Source organism: Shigella sp. SIG3 (assembly GCF_053555855.1).
Window position 1 is genome coordinate 41,365 of sequence record NZ_JBQZXE010000005.1, and the last position, 20,934, is coordinate 62,298.

Annotated in this window: 25 protein-coding genes; 14 read left to right on the top strand and 11 right to left on the bottom strand. The window is 51.1% G+C overall.

Annotation, left to right across the window (positions count from 1 at the left end; all coding sequences use genetic code 11):
- Positions 1 to 80: 80 nt before the first annotated feature.
- Positions 81 to 1,052 (top strand): octaprenyl diphosphate synthase, encoded by a 972-nt coding sequence (ispB, locus tag ACUU1I_RS02475; RefSeq protein WP_001047336.1) that lies wholly within the window; start codon positions 81 to 83, stop codon positions 1,050 to 1,052.
- A gap of 227 nt (positions 1,053 to 1,279) precedes the next feature.
- On the top strand, positions 1,280 to 1,558 hold the full coding sequence (sfsB, locus tag ACUU1I_RS02480) for a DNA-binding transcriptional regulator SfsB (RefSeq protein ID WP_000445413.1): 279 nt from the start codon (positions 1,280 to 1,282) through the stop codon (positions 1,556 to 1,558).
- A gap of 47 nt (positions 1,559 to 1,605) precedes the next feature.
- Here sfsB and murA read toward each other — a convergent pair whose 3' ends face one another.
- The 7 genes from murA to mlaF form a co-directional block, all read right to left on the bottom strand.
- Entirely contained in the window at positions 1,606 to 2,865 is a 1,260-nt protein-coding gene (gene murA, locus ACUU1I_RS02485) for a UDP-N-acetylglucosamine 1-carboxyvinyltransferase (RefSeq protein WP_000357259.1), read from the bottom strand.
- Between the two features lie 54 nt (positions 2,866 to 2,919).
- Positions 2,920 to 3,174, bottom strand: a complete 255-nt coding sequence (gene ibaG / locus ACUU1I_RS02490; RefSeq protein ID WP_000429656.1) for a BolA family iron metabolism protein IbaG — start codon at positions 3,172 to 3,174, stop codon at positions 2,920 to 2,922.
- A 159-nt stretch (positions 3,175 to 3,333) separates the two neighbouring features.
- Positions 3,334 to 3,627 carry a lipid asymmetry maintenance protein MlaB gene (mlaB, locus tag ACUU1I_RS02495; protein ID WP_000004488.1) on the bottom strand — a complete coding sequence of 98 codons (294 nt, stop codon included), beginning with the start codon at positions 3,625 to 3,627 and terminating at the stop codon, positions 3,334 to 3,336.
- Positions 3,627 to 4,262 carry a phospholipid-binding protein MlaC gene (mlaC, locus tag ACUU1I_RS02500; protein ID WP_000476487.1) on the bottom strand — a complete coding sequence of 212 codons (636 nt, stop codon included), beginning with the start codon at positions 4,260 to 4,262 and terminating at the stop codon, positions 3,627 to 3,629. Before mlaC ends, mlaB begins: the two co-directional genes overlap by 1 nt.
- An 18-nt stretch (positions 4,263 to 4,280) precedes the next feature.
- On the bottom strand, positions 4,281 to 4,832 hold the full coding sequence (gene mlaD / locus ACUU1I_RS02505) for an outer membrane lipid asymmetry maintenance protein MlaD (RefSeq protein WP_005050758.1): 552 nt from the start codon (positions 4,830 to 4,832) through the stop codon (positions 4,281 to 4,283).
- A gap of 4 nt (positions 4,833 to 4,836) precedes the next feature.
- Entirely contained in the window at positions 4,837 to 5,619 is a 783-nt protein-coding gene (gene mlaE / locus ACUU1I_RS02510) for a lipid asymmetry maintenance ABC transporter permease subunit MlaE (protein WP_000925795.1), read from the bottom strand.
- A gap of 7 nt (positions 5,620 to 5,626) precedes the next feature.
- Complete coding sequence (gene mlaF, locus ACUU1I_RS02515) at positions 5,627 to 6,436, bottom strand: phospholipid ABC transporter ATP-binding protein MlaF (protein WP_000438248.1); 810 nt, start codon at positions 6,434 to 6,436, stop codon at positions 5,627 to 5,629.
- Positions 6,437 to 6,645: 209 nt separating this feature from the next.
- Here mlaF and ACUU1I_RS02520 point away from each other — a divergent pair, with 209 nt between their 5' ends.
- The 12 genes from ACUU1I_RS02520 to yrbL all read left to right on the top strand — a co-directional run bounded on the left by ACUU1I_RS02520 (position 6,646) and on the right by yrbL (position 15,442).
- The gene (locus ACUU1I_RS02520) at positions 6,646 to 7,611 is read left to right on the top strand and encodes a calcium/sodium antiporter (RefSeq protein WP_000922889.1); all 966 of its coding nucleotides are present in this window, start codon (positions 6,646 to 6,648) and stop codon (positions 7,609 to 7,611) included.
- A 13-nt stretch (positions 7,612 to 7,624) separates the two neighbouring features.
- Positions 7,625 to 8,611 (top strand): arabinose-5-phosphate isomerase KdsD, encoded by a 987-nt coding sequence (gene kdsD / locus ACUU1I_RS02525; protein WP_005050755.1) that lies wholly within the window; start codon positions 7,625 to 7,627, stop codon positions 8,609 to 8,611.
- 20 nt (positions 8,612 to 8,631) lie between these two features.
- Positions 8,632 to 9,198, top strand: a complete 567-nt coding sequence (gene kdsC / locus ACUU1I_RS02530; RefSeq protein WP_000030013.1) for a 3-deoxy-manno-octulosonate-8-phosphatase KdsC — start codon at positions 8,632 to 8,634, stop codon at positions 9,196 to 9,198.
- Complete coding sequence (gene lptC, locus ACUU1I_RS02535) at positions 9,195 to 9,770, top strand: LPS export ABC transporter periplasmic protein LptC (protein ID WP_000030537.1); 576 nt, start codon at positions 9,195 to 9,197, stop codon at positions 9,768 to 9,770. Before kdsC ends, lptC begins: the two co-directional genes overlap by 4 nt.
- Complete coding sequence (gene lptA / locus ACUU1I_RS02540) at positions 9,739 to 10,296, top strand: lipopolysaccharide ABC transporter substrate-binding protein LptA (protein ID WP_000669785.1); 558 nt, start codon at positions 9,739 to 9,741, stop codon at positions 10,294 to 10,296. The genes lptC and lptA overlap by 32 nt, the downstream gene beginning before the upstream one ends.
- A gap of 6 nt (positions 10,297 to 10,302) precedes the next feature.
- Entirely contained in the window at positions 10,303 to 11,028 is a 726-nt protein-coding gene (gene lptB, locus ACUU1I_RS02545) for an LPS export ABC transporter ATP-binding protein (protein WP_000224099.1), read from the top strand.
- Between the two features lie 47 nt (positions 11,029 to 11,075).
- Positions 11,076 to 12,509 carry an RNA polymerase factor sigma-54 gene (gene rpoN, locus ACUU1I_RS02550; protein ID WP_000809059.1) on the top strand — a complete coding sequence of 478 codons (1,434 nt, stop codon included), beginning with the start codon at positions 11,076 to 11,078 and terminating at the stop codon, positions 12,507 to 12,509.
- A 22-nt stretch (positions 12,510 to 12,531) separates the two neighbouring features.
- A complete protein-coding gene (gene hpf, locus ACUU1I_RS02555; RefSeq protein ID WP_001176599.1) occupies positions 12,532 to 12,819 on the top strand; it encodes a ribosome hibernation promoting factor in 288 nt (95 codons plus the stop codon).
- A gap of 117 nt (positions 12,820 to 12,936) precedes the next feature.
- Complete coding sequence (gene ptsN / locus ACUU1I_RS02560) at positions 12,937 to 13,428, top strand: PTS IIA-like nitrogen regulatory protein PtsN (protein WP_000183676.1); 492 nt, start codon at positions 12,937 to 12,939, stop codon at positions 13,426 to 13,428.
- Positions 13,429 to 13,473: 45 nt separating this feature from the next.
- Positions 13,474 to 14,328: an RNase adapter RapZ gene (gene rapZ / locus ACUU1I_RS02565; protein ID WP_000243741.1), complete on the top strand. Its 855-nt coding sequence runs from the start codon at positions 13,474 to 13,476 to the stop codon at positions 14,326 to 14,328.
- Positions 14,325 to 14,597, top strand: a complete 273-nt coding sequence (npr, locus tag ACUU1I_RS02570; RefSeq protein ID WP_000216791.1) for a PTS phosphocarrier protein NPr — start codon at positions 14,325 to 14,327, stop codon at positions 14,595 to 14,597. Before rapZ ends, npr begins: the two co-directional genes overlap by 4 nt.
- A 212-nt stretch (positions 14,598 to 14,809) precedes the next feature.
- Complete coding sequence (yrbL, locus tag ACUU1I_RS02575; RefSeq protein WP_000620405.1) at positions 14,810 to 15,442, top strand: PhoP regulatory network protein YrbL; 633 nt, start codon at positions 14,810 to 14,812, stop codon at positions 15,440 to 15,442.
- On the opposite strand, the gene mtgA is transcribed toward yrbL, so the two are convergent.
- From mtgA to ACUU1I_RS02595, 4 genes are all read right to left on the bottom strand, one after another.
- Entirely contained in the window at positions 15,439 to 16,167 is a 729-nt protein-coding gene (gene mtgA / locus ACUU1I_RS02580; protein WP_000047092.1) for a monofunctional biosynthetic peptidoglycan transglycosylase, read from the bottom strand. The genes yrbL and mtgA overlap by 4 nt on opposite strands.
- Positions 16,164 to 16,817 (bottom strand): isoprenoid biosynthesis glyoxalase ElbB, encoded by a 654-nt coding sequence (gene elbB, locus ACUU1I_RS02585; protein ID WP_001397829.1) that lies wholly within the window; start codon positions 16,815 to 16,817, stop codon positions 16,164 to 16,166. The genes mtgA and elbB overlap by 4 nt, the downstream gene beginning before the upstream one ends.
- A 229-nt stretch (positions 16,818 to 17,046) precedes the next feature.
- Positions 17,047 to 19,383 carry an aerobic respiration two-component sensor histidine kinase ArcB gene (gene arcB / locus ACUU1I_RS02590; RefSeq protein ID WP_000809782.1) on the bottom strand — a complete coding sequence of 779 codons (2,337 nt, stop codon included), beginning with the start codon at positions 19,381 to 19,383 and terminating at the stop codon, positions 17,047 to 17,049.
- A 95-nt stretch (positions 19,384 to 19,478) separates the two neighbouring features.
- Entirely contained in the window at positions 19,479 to 20,408 is a 930-nt protein-coding gene (locus ACUU1I_RS02595) for a TIGR01212 family radical SAM protein (protein ID WP_005050728.1), read from the bottom strand.
- Positions 20,409 to 20,934: the final 526 nt, after the last annotated feature.

Consider the following 20,934-nt stretch of genomic DNA (forward strand, 5'->3'; position numbering starts at 1 on the left):
TACCCTATATTCCTAACCATAAACCCTAAGTTGCCTTTGTTCACAGTAAGGTAATCGGGGCGAAAAGCCCGGCTTTTGCGATGAATTTAGAAAAAATCAATGAGTTAACCGCGCAAGATATGGCGGGTGTTAATGCGGCAATCCTTGAGCAGCTTAATTCCGACGTCCAACTGATCAATCAGTTAGGCTATTACATCGTCAGCGGCGGCGGTAAACGTATTCGTCCGATGATTGCTGTACTGGCTGCACGAGCTGTTGGCTATGAGGGAAATGCGCATGTCACCATTGCTGCCCTGATCGAGTTTATCCACACGGCGACTCTGCTACACGACGACGTTGTGGATGAATCAGATATGCGCAGGGGTAAAGCTACCGCCAACGCCGCATTTGGCAATGCCGCCAGCGTGCTGGTAGGCGATTTTATTTATACCCGCGCGTTCCAGATGATGACCAGCCTCGGTTCACTCAAAGTGCTGGAAGTCATGTCAGAAGCTGTAAACGTCATCGCAGAAGGTGAAGTTCTGCAACTGATGAACGTTAACGATCCGGACATCACTGAAGAAAACTACATGCGCGTTATCTATAGCAAAACCGCGCGTCTGTTTGAGGCTGCCGCGCAGTGTTCCGGGATTCTGGCTGGCTGTACGCCGGAGGAGGAGAAAGGCCTGCAGGATTATGGGCGCTATCTCGGCACTGCTTTCCAGTTGATCGACGATTTACTCGATTACAATGCCGATGGCGAACAGTTAGGTAAAAACGTCGGCGACGATCTGAACGAAGGTAAACCGACGCTGCCGCTGCTGCATGCGATGCATCATGGCACACCAGAACAGGCACAGATGATCCGTACCGCCATCGAACAAGGTAACGGTCGCCATCTTCTGGAACCGGTTCTGGAAGCAATGAACGCTTGTGGATCTCTTGAATGGACGCGTCAGCGCGCCGAGGAAGAAGCAGACAAAGCCATCGCAGCGTTACAGGTGCTCCCGGACACCCCTTGGCGAGAAGCACTCATCGGCCTCGCGCACATCGCTGTTCAACGCGATCGTTAATCCCCTCCCTTCATCCCGCGCAGTGCGCGGGATGATTCCAGTAAATTCCATAAAAACACTAATTCAGCGCTATAACACCTGAAAAAAAGGGCGATGAATCTTTATATATTCTGAATATTCACACTCTTTACAGGAACTTTTTAGCGCAATAGGCCATCAGGAGTATAGTGATGCCCGACAGAAGAAGTGTTCTGAATGAAAGCGACTAACTTAAGGAGTGAGGAAAGATGGAAAGTAATTTCATTGACTGGCATCCCGCTGACATCATTGCAGGTTTGCGCAAGAAAGGAACGTCAATGGCGGCGGAATCTCGCAGAAATGGTTTGAGTTCCTCAACGCTGGCAAACGCATTATCGCGCCCATGGCCGAAAGGAGAGATGATTATTGCGAAAGCCCTGGGAACTGACCCCTGGGTTATCTGGCCATCACGCTACCATGATCCGCAGACCCATGAGTTTATCGACAGAACGCAGTTGATGCGTAGCTACACTAAACCGAAAAAATGAGTGGTCTGGCGGTAGCCCCGCGAACGGGGCTGCCAGCTCTCAGACGATTACTCGCCTTTCACACGCTCAATATTTGCACCTAAAGCGCGCAGTTTGTCTTCAATGCGTTCGTAGCCACGATCGATGTGATAAATACGATCAACCACCGTCGTCCCTTCCGCAATACAGCCAGCCAGCACCAGGCTTGCTGATGCACGCAGATCGGTTGCCATAACCTGTGCACCAGAAAGTTTTTCAACACCATGACAAATAACGGTATTGCTTTCGATTTCGGCGTGCGCGCCCATACGGCTCAGCTCTGGCACATGCATAAAGCGGTTTTCAAAGACCGTTTCGGTGATGAACCCGGTCCCTTCAGCCACCAGGTTCAACAGCGTGAACTGGGCCTGCATATCGGTCGGGAATGCCGGATGCGGCGCGGTACGTACGTTAACAGCCTTCGGACGTTTGCCATGCATATCCAGGCTAATCCAGTCTTCGCCGACTTCGATGTCCGCTCCAGCATCACGCAGTTTCGCCAGCACGGCGTCCAGAGTATCTGGCTGCGCGTTACGGCAGATAATTTTGCCACGAGAGATCGCCGCCGCCACCAGGAAAGTACCGGTTTCGATACGATCCGGCAGCACGCGATAGACACCGCCGCCTAAACGTTCCACACCTTCGATGACGATACGATCGGTGCCCTGACCGCTAATTTTCGCACCCAGCGTAATCAGGAAGTTCGCGGTATCGACGATTTCCGGTTCACGCGCTGCGTTTTCAATAATCGTGGTGCCTTCCGCCAGGGTTGCAGCACACATGATGGTCACCGTTGCGCCAACGCTGACTTTATCCATCACGATATGTGCGCCTTTCAGACGACCATCGACGGAAGCTTTAACGTAACCTTCTTCCAGTTTGATGGTCGCGCCTAATTGTTCGAGGCCAGAAATGTGTAGATCAACCGGACGAGCACCGATCGTACAACCGCCAGGTAGTGAAACTTGCCCCTGACCAAAGCGCGCTACCAGCGGCCCCAGCGCCCAGATAGAAGCACGCATGGTTTTAACCAGATCGTAAGGTGCGCAGAATACATTAACGTCGCGGGCATCAATATGCACAGAACCATTACGTTCTACTTTCGCACCCAGCTGGCTTAGCAGTTTCATTGATGTATCGACGTCTTTCAGTTTCGGGACGTTCTGGATCTCTACCGGTTCTTCCGCCAGTAGTGCGGCAAAAAGAATAGGCAGAGCAGCATTTTTAGCGCCGGAAATTGTGACTTCGCCCTGGAGCTTCGTTGGCCCCTGAACACGAAATTTATCCATTTAGTTTGTTCTCAGTTAACAATTCATATCCGCTACCGGCGAATCGCCCATAGCTCAAAAGCCGTTCAGTTTGCGATCGCGCGCCCACTCCGCAGGGGTATACGCTTTGATCGACACAGCATGAATGCGGTTATCCGCAATATATTCCATCAGCGGGCCATAGACCGTCTGCTGTTTTTTAACCCGACTCATACCGTCAAACAACTCACCCACGGCAATAACCTGAAAGTGACTGCCATCGCCGGAAACGTGGACTTCCTGGAGGGAGAGAGCGTTCATCAACACGCTCTGAATTTCATTATTTTCCATGGGATCTTCAATCATCAGTTAATAAACCAGCGAAACATCTTAGAGCAAAGTTGCGCTGGCATAAATAAGCAAAAAGCCTCGCTGATAAATCAGACAAGGCTCGACTTGCAGGCAGGTTTGCCGGACAGGCGGTTAACGCCATATCCGGCCTGAAAAAATTTAACGAGGCAGAACATCAGCAGGCAAATTATACAATTTCGCGAGGGTATACACTTTGTCGTTTACCCCCTGAAGCGTCACGTTGTTGCCCTGCTTTTTCGCCAGATCGATAAGATGGAGCAGCAGTGCCAGTCCCCCCGTATCCACGCGGGACACACGGCTAAGATCGATGCAGGTAATCCCCTTCACCGCTTCCTCACGCATTTCCCAAAGCGGTAGCAGAACGTCCTGATCCAGCTCTCCGGATAACGCCAGCGTGTCACCCGTCTGCATCCAGCTCAGTGACTCGCTCATTATTTTTTCTCTTCCAGAGTGATTTTCTGTTGAGAAATCGATTTCAGTTGCGCAGTCAGGCCGTCGATACCTTTGGTACGCAGCAGCGTTCCCCACTCGTTTTGTTTGGTGGTGATCATACTGACGCCTTCAGCAATCATGTCGTAAGCTTGCCAGTTTCCCGTCTGGGAGTTTTTACGCCACTGGAAGTCCAGACGCACCGGCGGACGGCCATTCGGGTCAATAATGGTAACGCGAATAGGCACAATGGTTTTATCGCCCAGCGGCTGTTCTGGCGCAATCTGATAGGTTTGACCGTGATACATCGCCAGCGCCTGACCGTAAGCCTGCTTCAGGTACTCACGGAAAGCGGCAAAGTAGGCTTCACGTTGAGCAGGGGTCGCACTCTTGTAATACTGGCCCAGCACCAGCGCACCGGCGTATTTCACCTGTACGTATGGCAGCAGTTCCTGATCAACAATGGTACGCAGATAATCCGGGTTGGCCCGAATTTGCGGTTGCTCATTCTTCAGGCGATCGAACGTTTTCTGCGCCGCCTCGTCCATCAGCTTATAAGGATTGGTCTGGTCTGCCGCGGTTGCCGCACTCAGAGGTGCAATCACCAGCAAAGCGACCATCATTAAACGTTTAAACATGCGTCGGTTCTCCTGAAATTATTTCGTTGTACCCACAGGTTCAGTGGTTTCATTATTACCTGGCGCAGCAGCTGGCGCATCGCCACTATTCTTATTGTCATCGCCTTTACTACCGTAAAGGAACTGACCAATGAGATCTTCCAGCACCATCGCAGACTTGGTGTCCTGAATTGTATCGCCATCCTTCAGGATAGCAGTCCCCAGTTCCGGGTCTTCAAAACCGACGTTTAATGCCAGATATTGTTCTCCCAGCAGGCCGGAAGTACGAATGCTCAGCGAACTGGTATCAGGAATGTGGTTATAACGTTGTTCAATTTCCAGCGTTACGCGCGGCAGATAGGTTTTCGGGTCCAGCGTAATATCCGCCACCCGGCCCACAACAACACCACCAATGCTGACCGGAGAGCGCGCTTTCAGGCCGCCAATGTTATCGAACGTCGCATAAAGCGTGTAGGTCGATTCTGTACGTATGGACGTCACGTTCGCCGCCTTCAGGCAAACAAACAGCGCCGCCAGCAGTGCTGCTAATAAAAAGATACCCACCCAAATTTCATTTTTTTTCGTTTGCATGAACTCAATTCCCAAACATCAATGCGGTCAGCACAAAATCCAGCCCCAGAACAGCCAGAGACGAGTGGACAACGGTGCGAGTGGTTGCCCGGCTAATCCCGGCAGACGTCGGGATGGCGTCGTAGCCGTTAAACAACGAAATCCACGTCACCGTGATGGCGAACACCACGCTCTTAATCAGACAGTTGACCAGATCCATACGCCAGTCGACGGCATTTTGCATTGCCGACCAGAAGAACCCGCTATCAATGCCTTTCCAACTGACGCCGACCAGCGATCCGCCCCAGATCCCCACGGCGACGAAGATAACCGTCAACAGTGGTAATGAAATAACCCCAGCCCAGAAACGGGGAGAAATAACCCGACGCAGCGGATCCACCGCCATCATCTCCATACTGGAGAGTTGCTCTGTAGCGCGCATCAGGCCGATTTCTGCGGTTAACGCCGAACCAGCACGCCCGGCAAACAACAGCGCGGCAACCACCGGCCCCAGTTCACGCAGTAGCGATAACGCCACCAGCATACCCAGACTGGTTTCCGCGCTATAAGTGGTCAGAACCAGATAACCTTGCAGCCCCAACACCATTCCGATGAACACGCCAGAAACTACAATAATCAGCATCGACAGGACGCCGACATTATAGAGCTGGCGCACCAGCAGCGGCGCATGTTTGCGAAATTCCGGTTTGCCGACCAGCGCATTGAATAACATTAACCCGGCCCGCCCGAACGTTCTCAGGGTTTTAATCCCTTTATGTCCGAGCGACGCCAGCGCATTTAACAGCATGAGTGGCTTAACTCCCTGGTAAAAGATCAGCGTGATAATCGCCGGCAGGATAGCGGAACGGAACAGGCCCGTCAGCTATCCCGTCCAGAAACTGACGTACGCGCGGATCAGGATTCGTCTGCAACGCCTGGGCACTGCCATGAGCGACAATTTTTTTGTCCGCCAGGATCCAGGCGTGATCCGCAATACTTAACACTTCCGGCACATCGTGAGAAACCACCACACAAGTCACGCCCAGCGCGCTGTTCAGCTCAGAAATCAGCTTCACCAGTACGCCCATGGTGATGGGATCTTGCCCAACAAAAGGTTCATCAAACATGATGAGATCCGGCTCCAGCGCAATCGCACGCGCCAGCGCTGCACGCCGCGCCATCCCACCGGAAAGTTCAGAAGGCATTAGTTTAGCCGCTCCACGCAGCCCCACGGCCTCCAGCTTCATCATCACCGTACTATGCAACAATGGCGCGGGAAGTTGGGTATGTTCGCGCAGTGGATAGGCGACGTTGTCAAATACGTTCATATCAGTGAACAACGCCCCGGACTGAAATAACATGCTCATCCGTTTACGCACTGTATACAGGCGCGAACGAGACATCGCCGGAATATTCTCACCATCGAAAAGGATCTCACCATGATCTGGTGCGATTTGCCCGCCAATCAGACGGAGTAGCGTCGTTTTACCGATGCCCGATGGCCCCATGATCGCCGTGATCTTCCCTCGCGGCACGGTCAGGGAAATATTATCGAAGATGCAGCGATTGCCACGCGTAAAACTGACATCGCGCATATCGACTAAATTCGCCACAGACTGCTCCATAATTCACCCTTCGTCTTGCGTTGATTTTCTAAGCATGGCGCTCAATTTAACCTTGAACCCAACATATTTACAGAATATTACCCGCCGTGGTTAGCGAAAGCTGGCATTTGTTTTACTTTTTAGCCGCATAAAGTCAAAATTAAGAATCCGTTACGGCTTTCTGAAAATCTTCAGCGGACCGGCGAGTATACCTGAAGAAAGGACGTTAGATGCTTTTAGCTACGGCACTGTTAATTGTTGGTTTACTTTTGGTCGTTTACAGTGCCGACCGCCTGGTTTTTGCCGCGTCTATTCTTTGCCGAACCTTTGGCATCCCGCCGCTGATCATCGGCATGACGGTGGTCAGTATTGGTACATCGTTACCAGAAATCATCGTCTCGCTTGCCGCGTCTCTGCACGAACAACGCGATTTAGCCGTTGGTACAGCCCTCGGCTCAAACATTATCAATATATTGCTGATCCTCGGTCTGGCTGCGCTGGTTCGTCCTTTTACCGTCCATTCCGATGTTCTGCGCCGTGAATTACCCTTAATGTTGTTGGTCAGCGTGGTGGCCGGTTCCGTACTCTATGACGGACAACTTAGTCGAAGCGATGGTATCTTTCTCCTCTTTCTGGCTGTGCTATGGCTGCTGTTCATTGTTAAACTTGCACGTCAGGGGACTGACAGCCTGACCAGAGAGCAGCTTGCAGAGCTGCCGCGTGACGGCGGATTGCCCGTCGCGTTTTTATGGCTCGGCATTGCGCTTATCATCATGCCAGTGGCCACGCGGATGGTGGTTGATAACGCCACGGTGCTGGCGAATTACTTTGCCATCAGCGAGTTGACGATGGGTCTGACGGCAATTGCTATCGGAACCAGTCTGCCGGAACTGGCAACCGCAATAGCGGGGGTTCGCAAAGGTGAAAACGACATTGCTGTCGGAAATATCATTGGCGCAAACATTTTTAATATTGTCATCGTGTTGGGTTTACCCGCGCTGATAACGCCAGGAGAGATTGATCCACTGGCGTACAGTCGTGACTACAGCGTGATGTTGCTGGTGAGCATTATTTTTGCGTTGCTGTGCTGGCGGCGCTCCCCGCAACCGGGCCGTGGTGTAGGGGTATTATTAACTGGCGGATTTATCATATGGCTGGCGATGTTGTACTGGTTATCGCCAATACTCGTTGAATAACTGGAAACGCATTATGTCGCACGTAGAGTTACAACCGGGTTTTGACTTTCAGCAAGCAGGTAAAGAAGTCCTGGCGATTGAACGTGAATGCCTGGCGGAGCTTGATCAATACATCAATCAGAATTTCACGCTTGCCTGTGAAAAGATGTTCTGGTGTAAAGGGAAAGTTGTCGTCATGGGGATGGGGAAATCGGGGCACATCGGGCGCAAAATGGCCGCAACGTTTGCCAGCACCGGTACACCTTCATTTTTCGTCCATCCTAGTGAAGCCGCGCATGGTGATTTAGGCATGGTCACCCCACAGGATGTGGTGATTGCTATCTCTAACTCAGGTGAATCCAGCGAAATCACGGCCTTAATTCCAGTGCTTAAGCGTCTTCACGTACCGTTAATCTGCATCACCGGTCGCCCGGAGAGCAGCATGGCGCGCGCCGCAGATGTGCATCTGTGTGTTAAAGTAGCGAAAGAAGCCTGTCCGTTAGGGCTGGCACCGACCAGCAGCACCACCGCCACGCTGGTTATGGGCGATGCCCTCGCTGTCGCGCTGTTAAAAGCACGCGGCTTTACTGCTGAAGATTTTGCGCTCTCACACCCAGGCGGCGCACTGGGTCGTAAACTTCTGCTGCGCGTAAACGATATTATGCATACGGGCGATGAGATCCCGCATGTTAAGAAAACGGCCAGTCTGCGTGACGCATTGCTGGAAGTTACCCGCAAAAATCTTGGTATGACTGTCATTTGCGATGACAATATGATGATTGAAGGCATCTTTACCGACGGTGATTTACGCCGTGTCTTCGATATGGGCGTGGATGTTCGTCAGTTAAGTATTGCCGATGTGATGACGCCGGGGGGAATACGTGTGCGCCCTGGCATTCTGGCCGTTGAGGCACTGAACTTAATGCAGTCCCGCCATATCACCTCCGTGATGGTTGCCGATGGCGACCATTTACTCGGTGTGTTACATATGCATGATTTACTGCGTGCAGGCGTAGTGTAAAGATTCAAGGATAAACAACAATGAGCAAAGCAGGTGCGTCGCTTGCGACCTGTTACGGCCCTGTCAGCGCCGACGTTATGGCAAAAGCAGAGAACATTCGTCTGCTGATCCTCGACGTTGATGGCGTACTGTCAGATGGCCTGATTTATATGGGCAATAACGGCGAAGAGCTGAAAGCGTTCAATGTTCGTGACGGTTATGGCATTCGTTGTGCGCTCACCTCTGATATTGAAGTCGCTATCATTACCGGGCGAAAGGCTAAACTGGTAGAAGATCGTTGTGCCACATTGGGGATCACTCACTTGTATCAGGGGCAGTCAAACAAACTGATCGCCTTTAGCGATTTGCTGGAAAAATTGGCGATTGCCCCGGAAAATGTGGCTTATGTTGGCGATGATCTCATCGACTGCCCGGTAATGGAAAAAGTGGGTTTAAGCGTCGCCGTGGCCGATGCCCATCCACTGTTGATCCCGCGCGCCGATTACGTGACGCGCATTGCTGGCGGTCGTGGCGCAGTGCGCGAAGTTTGCGACTTATTACTCCTGGCGCAGGGCAAACTGGATGAAGCCAAAGGGCAATCGATATGAGTAAAGCCAGACGTTGGGTTATCATTGTGCTATCACTGGCGGTTCTGGTGATGATCGGCATTAATATGGCCGAAAAAGACGATACCGCCCAGGTGGTCGTCAACAACAATGATCCCACCTATAAAAGCGAGCATACGGACACGCTCGTCTATAACCCAGAAGGGGCACTAAGCTATCGATTGATTGCTCAACACGTTGAATATTATTCCGATCAGGCCGTTTCGTGGTTTACGCAGCCGGTACTTACCACGTTTGATAAGGATAAAATCCCGACATGGTCCGTAAAAGCAGATAAAGCCAAGCTGACCAATGACCGGATGCTCTATTTATATGGACACGTTGAAGTCAACGCACTTGTGCCAGACTCTCAACTTCGCAGAATCACGACGGATAACGCGCAGATCAATCTGGTGACGCAGGATGTTACCTCTGAAGACCTCGTCACGTTATACGGAACAACATTTAACTCCAGCGGTCTGAAAATGCGCGGCAACTTACGCAGCAAGAACGCCGAGCTGATTGAAAAGGTTAGAACATCCTATGAAATTCAAAACAAACAAACTCAGCCTTAATCTTGTGCTTGCCAGCTCACTTCTGGCCGCCAGCATTCCGGCATTTGCCGTAACCGGAGACACTGATCAGCCGATCCACATTGAATCGGACCAGCAATCTCTTGATATGCAAGGCAACGTGGTTACCTTTACCGGTAATGTCATCGTCACCCAGGGCACCATCAAAATTAATGCCGACAAAGTGGTCGTTACCCGTCCGGGCGGCGAACAAGGTAAAGAAGTGATTGACGGATACGGTAAACCGGCAACGTTCTACCAGATGCAGGACAACGGTAAACCCGTTGAAGGTCACGCTTCCCAGATGCACTACGAACTGGCAAAAGATTTTGTCGTTCTGACGGGTAATGCTTATCTGCAGCAGGTCGATAGCAACATTAAGGGCGATAAGATCACTTACCTGGTGAAAGAGCAGAAAATGCAGGCTTTCAGCGACAAAGGCAAGCGCGTAACCACCGTTCTGGTGCCGTCGCAGCTGCAGGACAAAAACAACAAAGGCCAGACCCCGGCACAGAAGAAGGGTAATTAATTCGTTATGGCAACATTAACTGCAAAGAACCTTGCAAAAGCCTATAAAGGCCGTCGCGTGGTAGAAGACGTCAGCCTGACCGTCAACTCCGGGGAAATTGTCGGTCTGCTGGGGCCAAACGGTGCCGGTAAGACCACCACTTTCTACATGGTTGTAGGCATTGTGCCGCGCGATGCGGGCAACATCATTATTGATGATGACGATATCAGTCTGCTGCCTCTGCATGCACGCGCGCGCCGCGGTATCGGCTATCTGCCACAGGAAGCCTCCATTTTCCGTCGCCTCAGCGTTTACGATAACCTGATGGCGGTACTGCAAATTCGTGACGACTTGTCTGCTGAACAACGTGAAGACCGCGCGAACGAGCTGATGGAAGAGTTTCACATTGAGCACCTGCGTGACAGCATGGGGCAGTCACTCTCCGGGGGTGAACGTCGCCGTGTAGAAATTGCCCGCGCACTGGCTGCGAATCCGAAATTTATTCTGCTCGACGAACCGTTTGCCGGGGTTGACCCGATCTCGGTTATCGATATTAAACGCATCATTGAACACCTGCGCGACAGCGGCCTGGGCGTGCTGATCACTGACCACAACGTGCGTGAAACACTGGCGGTTTGTGAACGCGCTTATATCGTCAGTCAGGGGCATTTGATCGCCCACGGCACGCCTACAGAAATCTTACAAGACGAACACGTTAAGCGTGTATACCTTGGGGAAGACTTCAGACTCTGATAGGGTAGAAGTTTGCGACGTTTTAGCAGGAGAGTACGATTCTGAACATGAAGCAAGGTTTGCAACTCAGGCTTAGCCAACAACTGGCGATGACGCCACAGCTCCAACAGGCAATTCGTCTGTTGCAGTTGTCGACGCTGGAACTTCAGCAGGAGCTACAGCAGGCGCTGGAGAGTAATCCGCTGCTTGAGCAAATCGACACTCATGAAGAAATCGACACCCGCGAAACGCAAGACAGTGAAACGCTGGACACCGCCGACGCGCTCGAACAAAAAGAGATGCCGGAAGAGCTGCCGCTCGATGCCAGTTGGGACACCATTTACACCGCTGGTACACCATCCGGCACCAGCGGTGACTACATTGACGACGAGCTGCCGGTCTACCAGGGCGAAACGACGCAGACCTTGCAGGATTACCTGATGTGGCAGGTCGAGCTGACACCGTTTTCCGACACTGACCGCGCTATTGCTACCTCTATCGTCGATGCCGTTGATGAAACCGGTTATCTGACTGTCCCGCTGGAAGATATTCTCGAAAGTATGGGCGATGAAGAGATCGACATCGACGAGGTTGAAGCCGTCCTTAAGCGGATCCAACGGTTTGATCCGGTCGGTGTAGCGGCAAAAGATCTGCGTGACTGCCTGCTAATCCAACTCTCCCAATTCGATAAGACCACGCCGTGGCTGGAAGAGGCCAGATTGATCATTAGCGATCATCTCGATCTGTTAGCCAATCACGACTTCCGCACTTTAATGCGCGTCACGCGTCTGAAAGAAGATGTGCTGAAAGAAGCCGTCAATCTGATCCAGTCGCTCGATCCGCGCCCCGGGCAGTCGATCCAGACTGGCGAACCTGAGTATGTCATTCCAGATGTGCTGGTGCGTAAGCATAACGGTCACTGGACGGTAGAACTCAACAGTGACAGCATTCCGCGTCTGCAAATCAACCAGCACTACGCCTCGATGTGCAATAACGCGCGCAACGATGGTGACAGCCAGTTTATCCGCAGCAATCTGCAGGATGCCAAATGGTTGATCAAGAGTCTGGAAAGCCGTAACGATACGCTACTGCGCGTGAGTCGCTGTATCGTTGAACAGCAGCAAGCCTTCTTTGAGCAAGGTGAAGAATATATGAAACCGATGGTACTGGCCGATATCGCCCAGGCTGTCGAAATGCATGAATCGACGATATCTCGCGTGACCACGCAAAAATACCTGCATAGTCCACGAGGCATTTTTGAACTGAAGTATTTCTTTTCCAGTCACGTCAATACCGAGGGCGGCGGCGAAGCTTCCTCCACGGCGATTCGTGCACTGGTGAAGAAATTAATCGCGGCGGAAAACCCAGCGAAACCGTTGAGCGACAGCAAGTTAACCTCTTTGCTGTCGGAACAAGGTATCATGGTGGCACGCCGCACTGTTGCGAAGTACCGAGAGTCTTTATCCATTCCGCCGTCAAACCAGCGTAAACAGCTCGTTTGACCCAACCGATAAGGAAGACACTATGCAGCTCAACATTACCGGAAATAACGTCGAGATCACCGAGGCACTGCGCGAATTTGTTACAGCTAAATTTGCCAAACTTGAGCAATATTTTGACCGAATCAACCAGGTCTATGTTGTTCTGAAAGTGGAGAAAGTCACCCACACCTCAGATGCAACACTGCATGTAAACGGTGGTGAAATTCATGCCAGCGCGGAAGGTCAGGACATGTACGCTGCCATTGATGGCTTAATTGATAAGCTGGCACGCCAGTTGACCAAACATAAAGATAAACTGAAACAACACTAATTGTCCGGGCAATTAGCATGTGCATGGCGGCCTGTTGTGCGGCACAACGGGCCATTTGTACGGTTAATGCTCCGAGCCTGTTCCACTGTTTGAGTGGGCAGGTTCTTAGGTGAAATTATGACAAATAATGATACAACTCTACAGCTTAGCAGTGTTCTTAACAGGGAATGTACGCGAAGCCGCGTCCACTGTCAGAGCAAAAAACGCGCCCTGGAAATCATCAGCGAGCTGGCGGCGAAACAACTTAGCCTACCGCCTCAGGTGGTTTTTGAAGCTATCCTGACGCGGGAAAAAATGGGCAGTACCGGTATCGGCAATGGTATTGCCATTCCGCATGGCAAACTTGAAGAAGATACTCTGCGTGCCGTTGGCGTTTTCGTTCAGCTCGAAACGCCTATAGCTTTCGATGCCATCGACAACCAACCGGTGGACTTACTTTTTGCCCTGCTGGTGCCGGCAGACCAAACTAAAACGCACCTGCATACTCTGTCGCTGGTGGCGAAACGTCTGGCGGACAAAACCATCTGCCGCCGTTTACGCGCAGCCCAGAGCGATGAAGAGCTGTATCAAATCATTACGGATACCGAAGGTACTCCGGATGAAGCGTAGTTATTCGGTAATGTCTCTTTTAGACGTTGTGAGGAGAAACAGTACATGGTACTGATGATCGTCAGCGGACGTTCAGGTTCAGGTAAATCTGTCGCCCTGCGTGCGCTGGAAGATATGGGTTTTTACTGCGTGGATAACCTTCCCGTAGTGTTGTTACCCGATCTGGCTCGAACTCTGGCCGATCGCGAGATTTCTGCCGCCGTCAGCATTGATGTTCGTAATATGCCGGAGTCACCAGAAATATTCGAACAGGCGATGAGTAACCTGCCTGACGCTTTCTCACCGCAACTACTGTTCCTGGATGCCGACCGTAATACCTTAATTCGTCGTTACAGTGACACGCGCCGACTGCATCCGCTTTCCAGCAAAAACCTGTCGCTGGAAAGTGCTATCGACAAAGAAAGCGATTTGCTGGAGCCTCTGCGTTCGCGAGCGGATCTGATTGTCGATACCTCAGAAATGTCCGTTCACGAGCTGGCTGAAATGCTGCGTACCCGTCTGCTGGGTAAACGTGAACGCGAACTGACCATGGTCTTTGAGTCTTTCGGCTTCAAACACGGTATCCCTATCGATGCAGATTACGTCTTTGACGTGCGCTTCTTGCCGAACCCGCACTGGGATCCGAAACTGCGTCCAATGACAGGTCTTGATAAACCTGTCGCCGCGTTCCTCGACCGCCACACAGAAGTACACAATTTTATCTACCAGACGCGAAGCTATCTTGAGCTATGGTTACCTATGCTGGAAACCAACAACCGTAGCTACCTGACGGTCGCCATTGGTTGTACCGGCGGGAAGCACCGTTCGGTGTATATTGCAGAGCAACTGGCAGACTACTTCCGCTCGCGCGGTAAAAACGTCCAGTCACGCCATCGTACGCTGGAAAAACGTAAACCATGACCGTCAAGCAAACTGTTGAAATCACAAACAAGCTGGGCATGCATGCCCGGCCTGCAATGAAGCTGTTTGAATTAATGCAGGGTTTTGACGCTGAAGTGCTGTTACGTAATGACGAAGGCACCGAGGCTGAAGCCAACAGCGTTATTGCGCTGCTGATGTTGGATTCTGCCAAAGGACGGCAGATTGAAGTTGAAGCGACCGGTCCACAGGAAGAGGAAGCACTGGCCGCCGTTATCGCCCTCTTTAATTCTGGTTTTGATGAAGATTAATCTTCATCACTTTGACATACAACTCCCTTCAAGCTCCCCCGACAATAAGAAAATCACGTACTGAAATCGTTCTCAATCAACGTCATTTGTACATTTTGTGCGCTTTTCACTTTCAGAAGAACCTTAAGAAAACCTTAAGAGGCATTGTTTAGGTTTTGTTTAAGTTAATCGACCATACTGGAGATCGTCAGAAAATATTTCCAGGAGATGGCATGATTCGCTTATCTGAACAAAGTCCCCTGGGCACCGGAAGACATCGGAAATGTTATGCGCATCCGGAAGATGCCCAACGCTGTATCAAGATTGTCTACCATCGTGGCGATGGTGGCGATAAAGAGATCCGCCGTGAGTTAAAGTACTACGCGCATCTTGGTCGCCGGTTAAAAGACTGGAGTGGAATACCGCGCTATCACGGTACCGTTGAGACGGATTGCGGAACCGGTTATGTCTACGATGTGATTGCCGATTTTGACGGCAAGCCTTCCATTACGCTGACCGAATTTGCTGAACAATGCCGTTACGAAGAAGACATTGCACAACTGCGCCAGCTACTGAAACAGCTGAAGCGTTATTTGCAGGATAACCGTATCGTGACGATGTCGCTGAAGCCGCAGAATATCCTCTGTCACCGCATCAGTGAGTCAGAGGTTATCCCGGTCGTCTGCGACAACATTGGTGAAAGCACATTGATTCCACTGGCGACCTGGTCGAAGTGGTGTTGTCTGCGTAAGCAAGAGCGGTTATGGAAACGATTTATCGCCCAACCGGCGCTGGCTATTGCCCTGCAGAAAGATCTGCAACCTCGTGAGAGCAAAACGCTGGCCCTCACTTCGCGCGAAGCTTAATCCAGCTGGTGTTGTTGCATAAACGGCTCACCGCCTAACTGATACATCTGCCGTAAAATCCACGCCTGACGGCTACGCACGTAGCCGTCAGGCGTGGAGACTTTGAAACGAAGTGGATTAGGTAATACAGCTGCCAGTAATGCAGCTTCCGACCGGGTAAGTTTGCTCGCGGGTTTGTGGAAATAACGTTGTGCCGCAGCTTCGACGCCAAACACACCGTCGCCAAATTCGGCGATATTCAGGTAAACCGTCAGGATACGCTTTTTGCTCCAGACTGTTTCTATCCCCAGCGTTAATCCAGCTTCCAGCCCTTTTCGTACCCAGCTACGCCCATCCCATAAAAAGAGATTTTTGGCCGTCTGCTGAGAAATCGTTGAAGCACCGCGAATACGGTTTTCATTGCGCTCGTTGTGCGCCAGGGCTTTCTCAATGGAAGCGACATCAAAGCCCCAGTGCTCAGGAAATTTCTGATCTTCTGCGGCAATCACCGCCAGTCCCATCCACGGCGAGATTTGATCCATACTGACCCAGTCAGAATGTGCCACGTAACGAAAATTGCCATGCAGCCAGGCGCTGACCTGTCGCTCGACCATTACCGCTGAGAAGGGAACAGGCGCAACGCTAAACAACGCGATGCCCCCGCCCCAGAAAACGGCGAGGACAACCATTAACCGCAAAAGAAAACGGCGAACGAAACTAAACACCGTTAAGCGGCTTTTACTCATTCAGCCAGAACCAGCACGCGGGAAACCAGCTTATCAATGCCGCTCGCCGCTTCTGCAATGTTCTGCGCCAGCATATATGCTGGGGTGGTGACAATCTTATTGTCTTCATCAACCACGATATCATCGACAGGACACGGCACATGCTCCGCGCCCATCTCTTCCAGTACTTCTGCGGTATCGATATCAGTACCGATGGTCAAACGCAGCGGGAAATCGAAAATTTTCGGCAGCATCGCCGGGGCAATACACATAAAACCAAGCGGTTTTCCGGCCTGATGCATCGCTTGTGCCAGCGCCTTTAATTCACGGTCAACGGTGCATTCGCTACCAAGACTGGCAAAATTGCTTAAATTCTTCGCCGCGCCAACCCCCCCCGGCACAATCAACGCATCCAGTTCAGCGGCATCGGCCTGGGCCAGAGGACGGATTTCACCGCGCGTTATTCGTGCCGCTTCAATCAGCACATTGCGCGTTTCCGTCATCGCTTCGCCAGTTAAATGGTTGATAACATCAACCTGCTGCTTATCCGGTGCAAAGCAGACCGCCTGCGCACCGCTGCGTGAAATAGCTAACAACGTCAACACCGCTTCATGAATTTCAGAACCGTCATAGACGCCGCATCCGCTCAGAATTACGCCAATTTTCTTCATTGTGATCATCCTTTCGCAATTGACTGAAACACATTAATTTTTTTAATAAAAATGGTACGCATCACACATTTAACTGATTCATGTAACAAATCATTTAAGTTTTGCTATCTTAACTGCGTGCGGCCTGAAAAACAGTGCTGTGCCCTTGTAACTCATCATAATAATTTACGGCGCAGCCAAGATTTCCCTGGTGTTGGCGCAGTATTCGCGCACCCCGGTCTAGCCGGGGTCATTTTTTAGTGGCTTTTGCCACCCACGCTTTCAGCACTTCTACGTCGTGACGCCACTCTTCTTTCATCTCTTCAATCCATTCACCGACGTTATCTTCCCAGGCGGGAAGGTCAGGAGACTGAATTTGCTGACCCAGCTGTTGCAGATGGCGTAACCCCACTGACCCCGCCGCACCTTTAATTTTATGTCCTTCCTCAACAATGCCTTTTTTATCCTGCGCCGTCAGATTCGACTCCAGCACGCTGACATAGCCCGGCATCATCTTCTCAAACACCGCTAACCCGTCGGTGATCAGCTTCGGTCCTACAAGTTCGAGATACTGTTCCAGCATGGGAATATCGAGCAATGCTTCTGATTTACTGTTCTCTTCTGTCGTCACCGTACTCTTCTCATCATCCTGGGTATCCCAGAATTTCTTGATCATCGCGGTTAGCGCCGGAACCGAAAGCGGCTTACTCAGCACATCATCCATTCCAGCATTGAGGTACTCTTGTTTGTCTTTCAGCACGTTAGCGGTTAAGGCCACCAGCGGCGGTAAATCCTCGCGCGGATAACGCTTCGTCAGTTCACGAGAGATATCCAGCCCGGTCATATCTGGCAACTGAATATCCAGCAACACCAGGTCGTATTCGCCCGGTTTAAACATCTCCAGCGCCGCCTTGCCGGTCATGGCGACATCAACGCTGTTACCTAATTTTTCCAGCACAGAACGCGCGACAATCACGTTCAGTTCAATGTCTTCCACCAGCAGCACATTCAGCGCCGGTAAAGGCATATCGTCTTCATCAAACGCATCATCGACCTCTTCTGCCACCGACGGTGCGTGGATCGTCAACGTAAAGGTTGAACCTTTGCCCTGTTCGCTGGTAACCGTAATATCGCCGCCCATATTTTTCGCCAGACGACGAGAAACGGCCAGACCAATACCGGTGCCGGTGGCAGGTTTACCGCCATGACTGTCTTTCACCTGGTAATACATGGCGAAGATTTTATCCAGCTCATCCTGCGGAATGCCGATACCAGAATCTTCCACTTCAAAATGCAGCATATCGCCTTCATCGTAGCGCACGCGCACGGTAACCTGGCCTTGCTGGGTGAATTTGACGGCGTTACTGATGAGGTTCCACAGGATCTGCCGTAAACGCGTCCCGTCGGTAATGACCTGATGCGGTAATGGCAGCGTAGGCTCCAGGTTAAAGCGCAATCCTTTTTGTTGCGCCTGCAATGCGGAGAGATTTTCCAGATCGGCAAGGAAGCTGGTGAAATCAACCGGCTGATTATCAAGCTGGACCTTGCGCCGTTCCATCTTATCCATGTCGATAATATCGTTAAAGATATTCCCCAGCGTGACGGCCGAAACATGGATAGTTTTGAGATATTTTTCCTGCTCGGCGGTGAGTTCGGTATCCAGCAGAATGCGGCTCAGGCCGACGATACCGTTCAGCGGTGTACGCAATTCGTGACTGATGGTGGAAATAAACGTCGTTTTGTCGCGGCTGGCGCGTTCAAGCGCATCCTGATACCGCTTACGCTCGGTAATGTCGCGACCAAAGCCCATCAAACCGTGACGTTTACCCACGCGGTCGTAGTACGGCACTTTACGGATTTCAAAGCAGGCTTTGCGCCCGTCCGGGTAATCCAGCCACTGTTCATAGGTCAGTGACACATTATGACGGAACACTTTTTCATCGGTTTCAATGACTTTTGCGGCGGCTTCCGGTGAGTAAACATCAGCAGGTTTCAGATGAACCAGTTGTTTTTCGCTTTTTCCGGTCAGCAGCTCCATCGCGCGGTTACAGCCGGAAAACTCTTTATCTTCGTTACGATAAAAAACCAGGTCGGGTGAAGCATCAAGGAAGGAACGTAAGAATGAGGATTGCTGCTCGAGCTGAATTTGTGTCTCTTCGCGCTCTTTGATTTCAATTTTCAGTTGGCCGAAGGTTTCCTGCAGTTCTGCTTCCGCTTTTTCACGAACGGCAATTTCCTGATTTAGCTGGGCAATATTATCTTTTAACTGAACGTTGAGGCTCAAATCGCGCTCGCGCATCTCCTCCAGTTTTTGCACCAGCCGTGACAGACGTTGTCGTGACTCCTCCAGTTGCTCGACGACCACCGATAGAAAGTAGACCGCCCACGGCGTAATCAGCAAACCAAAGAAGATAGAACGAATAACATCAATGCTTTCGACCTGACCATGCAGCACCATGGTTACCGCCATTTGTACCACAATGGCAAGAACGACGAGGGCCAGCGCCAGCAACATTGAGAAGCGCACCAGACCTAACTTCATCATCAGGTCAACATAATACTGCGCCAGCAGACGAATTTGCTTCATTAGGGAATTCCTTCACGACAACCTGCCCCAATAATACCCAATTCTGACAGTTACGTTATAAATTGTGTGAGAAATGCGGAATTCCCCTCAACGACCTACTCCGTTGGAGGTAGCCACGGACGTCCCAGCGCCGATCCCTGTACGCCATGTTCATTCAGATAGCGATCCAGCTCGACCATTCCCGTCCATCGATTTTCGCACCACAGCGGAGCAAGCAGCGTCGGGCGACGGGCGCTGGCGGAAATGCGGTGGTAGATCACTTCCGGTGGCGTATGGCGAATCATTTCTCCGGCAGTGAGCGTATAATCCTCCAGTTCAATACCGTTCAAACGCCCCGCTTCCCAGGCTTTCGCCATAATGCTGCCTTTCACAATATGCAGCGGATGCAGCTTTATGCCGTCCACGCTGGTTTCAACCACTCGCTCCAGCGTTTGCAAACATTCAGCCTGCCCTTCGCCAGGCAGGCCGACAATTAAGTGGGAACACACCTTCAGCCCGCGCTGACGTGCCAGCTGGGTTGTACGCTGATAACAGGCAAAATCATGGCCGCGGTTGATGCGATGCAGTGTTTTGTCGTGGGCGGTTTGTAGCCCCAGCTCCAGCCACACTTCGTAACCCTGGTCCTTATATTCGCAAAGCAGATCCAGCACCGCATCCGGCACGCAGTCCGGGCGGGTACCAACACACAAACCGACAATATTGGCCTGGCTCACCGCCTGCTGATACATAGAACGCAGCACCTGAACTTCCGCAAAGGTGCTGGTATACGCCTGAAAGTAGGCCAGATAGCGTTTAGCGCGGTTAACTAAATTCGCCTGGTGCGCCAGTTGCTCGGCAATGGAACGATGCTGCTGCGCTTCATCGGCAAACGAGGCAACATTACAGAATGTGCAGCCACCACGCCCGATGGTACCGTCACGGTTAGGGCAGCTAAAACCGCCGTGCAGCGTCAGCTTATGCACCTTTTGCCCATAACGACGGGTGAGATCACCACCAAACATATTGACTAATTTCTGTAACTGCATAATCTGATAGACCGCGCCTTGAAAAGAGGCCAAAGCCTGCCATTTTTAGCTCAATTCGGCGATGACCTAGATCAATCGTCCCGCCCTGCTTTTATCAACTGCATAATCAATCAAAATTACCGAAATTTCATGCATAATCACATAAATCACTTTTGCTTATCTTGTGTCAGATTTTTTTATCTCCTTATGGATTTTAGGCAAAAACAGTAGCATGAAACGTCATTACCAATTAAGGCAGTATAAAATGCTGGTTTTCTCGTCAGTTCAAGGCAGGATAAGGGTTAACACGCCTTTATGACAGTCAGGAATTGACTGTTTCTCTAACGACTCTCCTTTTAGCCTTAAAGATAAAATCTATTTTAATTTCAGCCATTTAATAAAGAATTTTGCGCTAAAGCACATTTCTGTACCAATAAGCTTGCCATTTGACCTGTATCAGCTTTCCCGATAAGTTGGAAATCCGCTGGAAGCTTTCTGGATGAGCAGCCTGCTCATCATATTTATGCAGTAATTGAGATCCCCTCTT

What these genes read in the sequence shown, in the direction of transcription:
- ptsN (WP_000183676.1), top strand. Translation starts at nt 12,937, where the DNA reads ATGACAAATAATGATACAACTCTACAGCTTAGCAGTGTTCTTAACAGG.
- ibaG (WP_000429656.1), bottom strand. Translation starts at nt 3,174, where the DNA reads ATGGAAAATAATGAAATTCAGAGCGTGTTGATGAACGCTCTCTCCCTC.
- rapZ (WP_000243741.1), top strand. Translation starts at nt 13,474, where the DNA reads ATGGTACTGATGATCGTCAGCGGACGTTCAGGTTCAGGTAAATCTGTC.
- lptB (WP_000224099.1), top strand. Translation starts at nt 10,303, where the DNA reads ATGGCAACATTAACTGCAAAGAACCTTGCAAAAGCCTATAAAGGCCGT.
- mlaC (WP_000476487.1), bottom strand. Translation starts at nt 4,262, where the DNA reads ATGTTTAAACGTTTAATGATGGTCGCTTTGCTGGTGATTGCACCTCTG.
- mlaD (WP_005050758.1), bottom strand. Translation starts at nt 4,832, where the DNA reads ATGCAAACGAAAAAAAATGAAATTTGGGTGGGTATCTTTTTATTAGCA.
- yrbL (WP_000620405.1), top strand. Translation starts at nt 14,810, where the DNA reads ATGATTCGCTTATCTGAACAAAGTCCCCTGGGCACCGGAAGACATCGG.
- sfsB (WP_000445413.1), top strand. Translation starts at nt 1,280, where the DNA reads ATGGAAAGTAATTTCATTGACTGGCATCCCGCTGACATCATTGCAGGT.
- mlaF (WP_000438248.1), bottom strand. Translation starts at nt 6,436, where the DNA reads ATGGAGCAGTCTGTGGCGAATTTAGTCGATATGCGCGATGTCAGTTTT.
- mlaB (WP_000004488.1), bottom strand. Translation starts at nt 3,627, where the DNA reads ATGAGCGAGTCACTGAGCTGGATGCAGACGGGTGACACGCTGGCGTTA.
- kdsD (WP_005050755.1), top strand. Translation starts at nt 7,625, where the DNA reads ATGTCGCACGTAGAGTTACAACCGGGTTTTGACTTTCAGCAAGCAGGT.
- mlaE (WP_000925795.1), bottom strand. Translation starts at nt 5,619, where the DNA reads ATGCTGTTAAATGCGCTGGCGTCGCTCGGACATAAAGGGATTAAAACC.
- kdsC (WP_000030013.1), top strand. Translation starts at nt 8,632, where the DNA reads ATGAGCAAAGCAGGTGCGTCGCTTGCGACCTGTTACGGCCCTGTCAGC.
- ACUU1I_RS02595 (WP_005050728.1), bottom strand. Translation starts at nt 20,408, where the DNA reads ATGCAGTTACAGAAATTAGTCAATATGTTTGGTGGTGATCTCACCCGT.
- ACUU1I_RS02520 (WP_000922889.1), top strand. Translation starts at nt 6,646, where the DNA reads ATGCTTTTAGCTACGGCACTGTTAATTGTTGGTTTACTTTTGGTCGTT.
- lptA (WP_000669785.1), top strand. Translation starts at nt 9,739, where the DNA reads ATGAAATTCAAAACAAACAAACTCAGCCTTAATCTTGTGCTTGCCAGC.
- npr (WP_000216791.1), top strand. Translation starts at nt 14,325, where the DNA reads ATGACCGTCAAGCAAACTGTTGAAATCACAAACAAGCTGGGCATGCAT.
- murA (WP_000357259.1), bottom strand. Translation starts at nt 2,865, where the DNA reads ATGGATAAATTTCGTGTTCAGGGGCCAACGAAGCTCCAGGGCGAAGTC.
- lptC (WP_000030537.1), top strand. Translation starts at nt 9,195, where the DNA reads ATGAGTAAAGCCAGACGTTGGGTTATCATTGTGCTATCACTGGCGGTT.
- mtgA (WP_000047092.1), bottom strand. Translation starts at nt 16,167, where the DNA reads ATGAGTAAAAGCCGCTTAACGGTGTTTAGTTTCGTTCGCCGTTTTCTT.
- rpoN (WP_000809059.1), top strand. Translation starts at nt 11,076, where the DNA reads ATGAAGCAAGGTTTGCAACTCAGGCTTAGCCAACAACTGGCGATGACG.
- hpf (WP_001176599.1), top strand. Translation starts at nt 12,532, where the DNA reads ATGCAGCTCAACATTACCGGAAATAACGTCGAGATCACCGAGGCACTG.
- ispB (WP_001047336.1), top strand. Translation starts at nt 81, where the DNA reads ATGAATTTAGAAAAAATCAATGAGTTAACCGCGCAAGATATGGCGGGT.
- arcB (WP_000809782.1), bottom strand. Translation starts at nt 19,383, where the DNA reads ATGAAGCAAATTCGTCTGCTGGCGCAGTATTATGTTGACCTGATGATG.
- elbB (WP_001397829.1), bottom strand. Translation starts at nt 16,817, where the DNA reads ATGAAGAAAATTGGCGTAATTCTGAGCGGATGCGGCGTCTATGACGGT.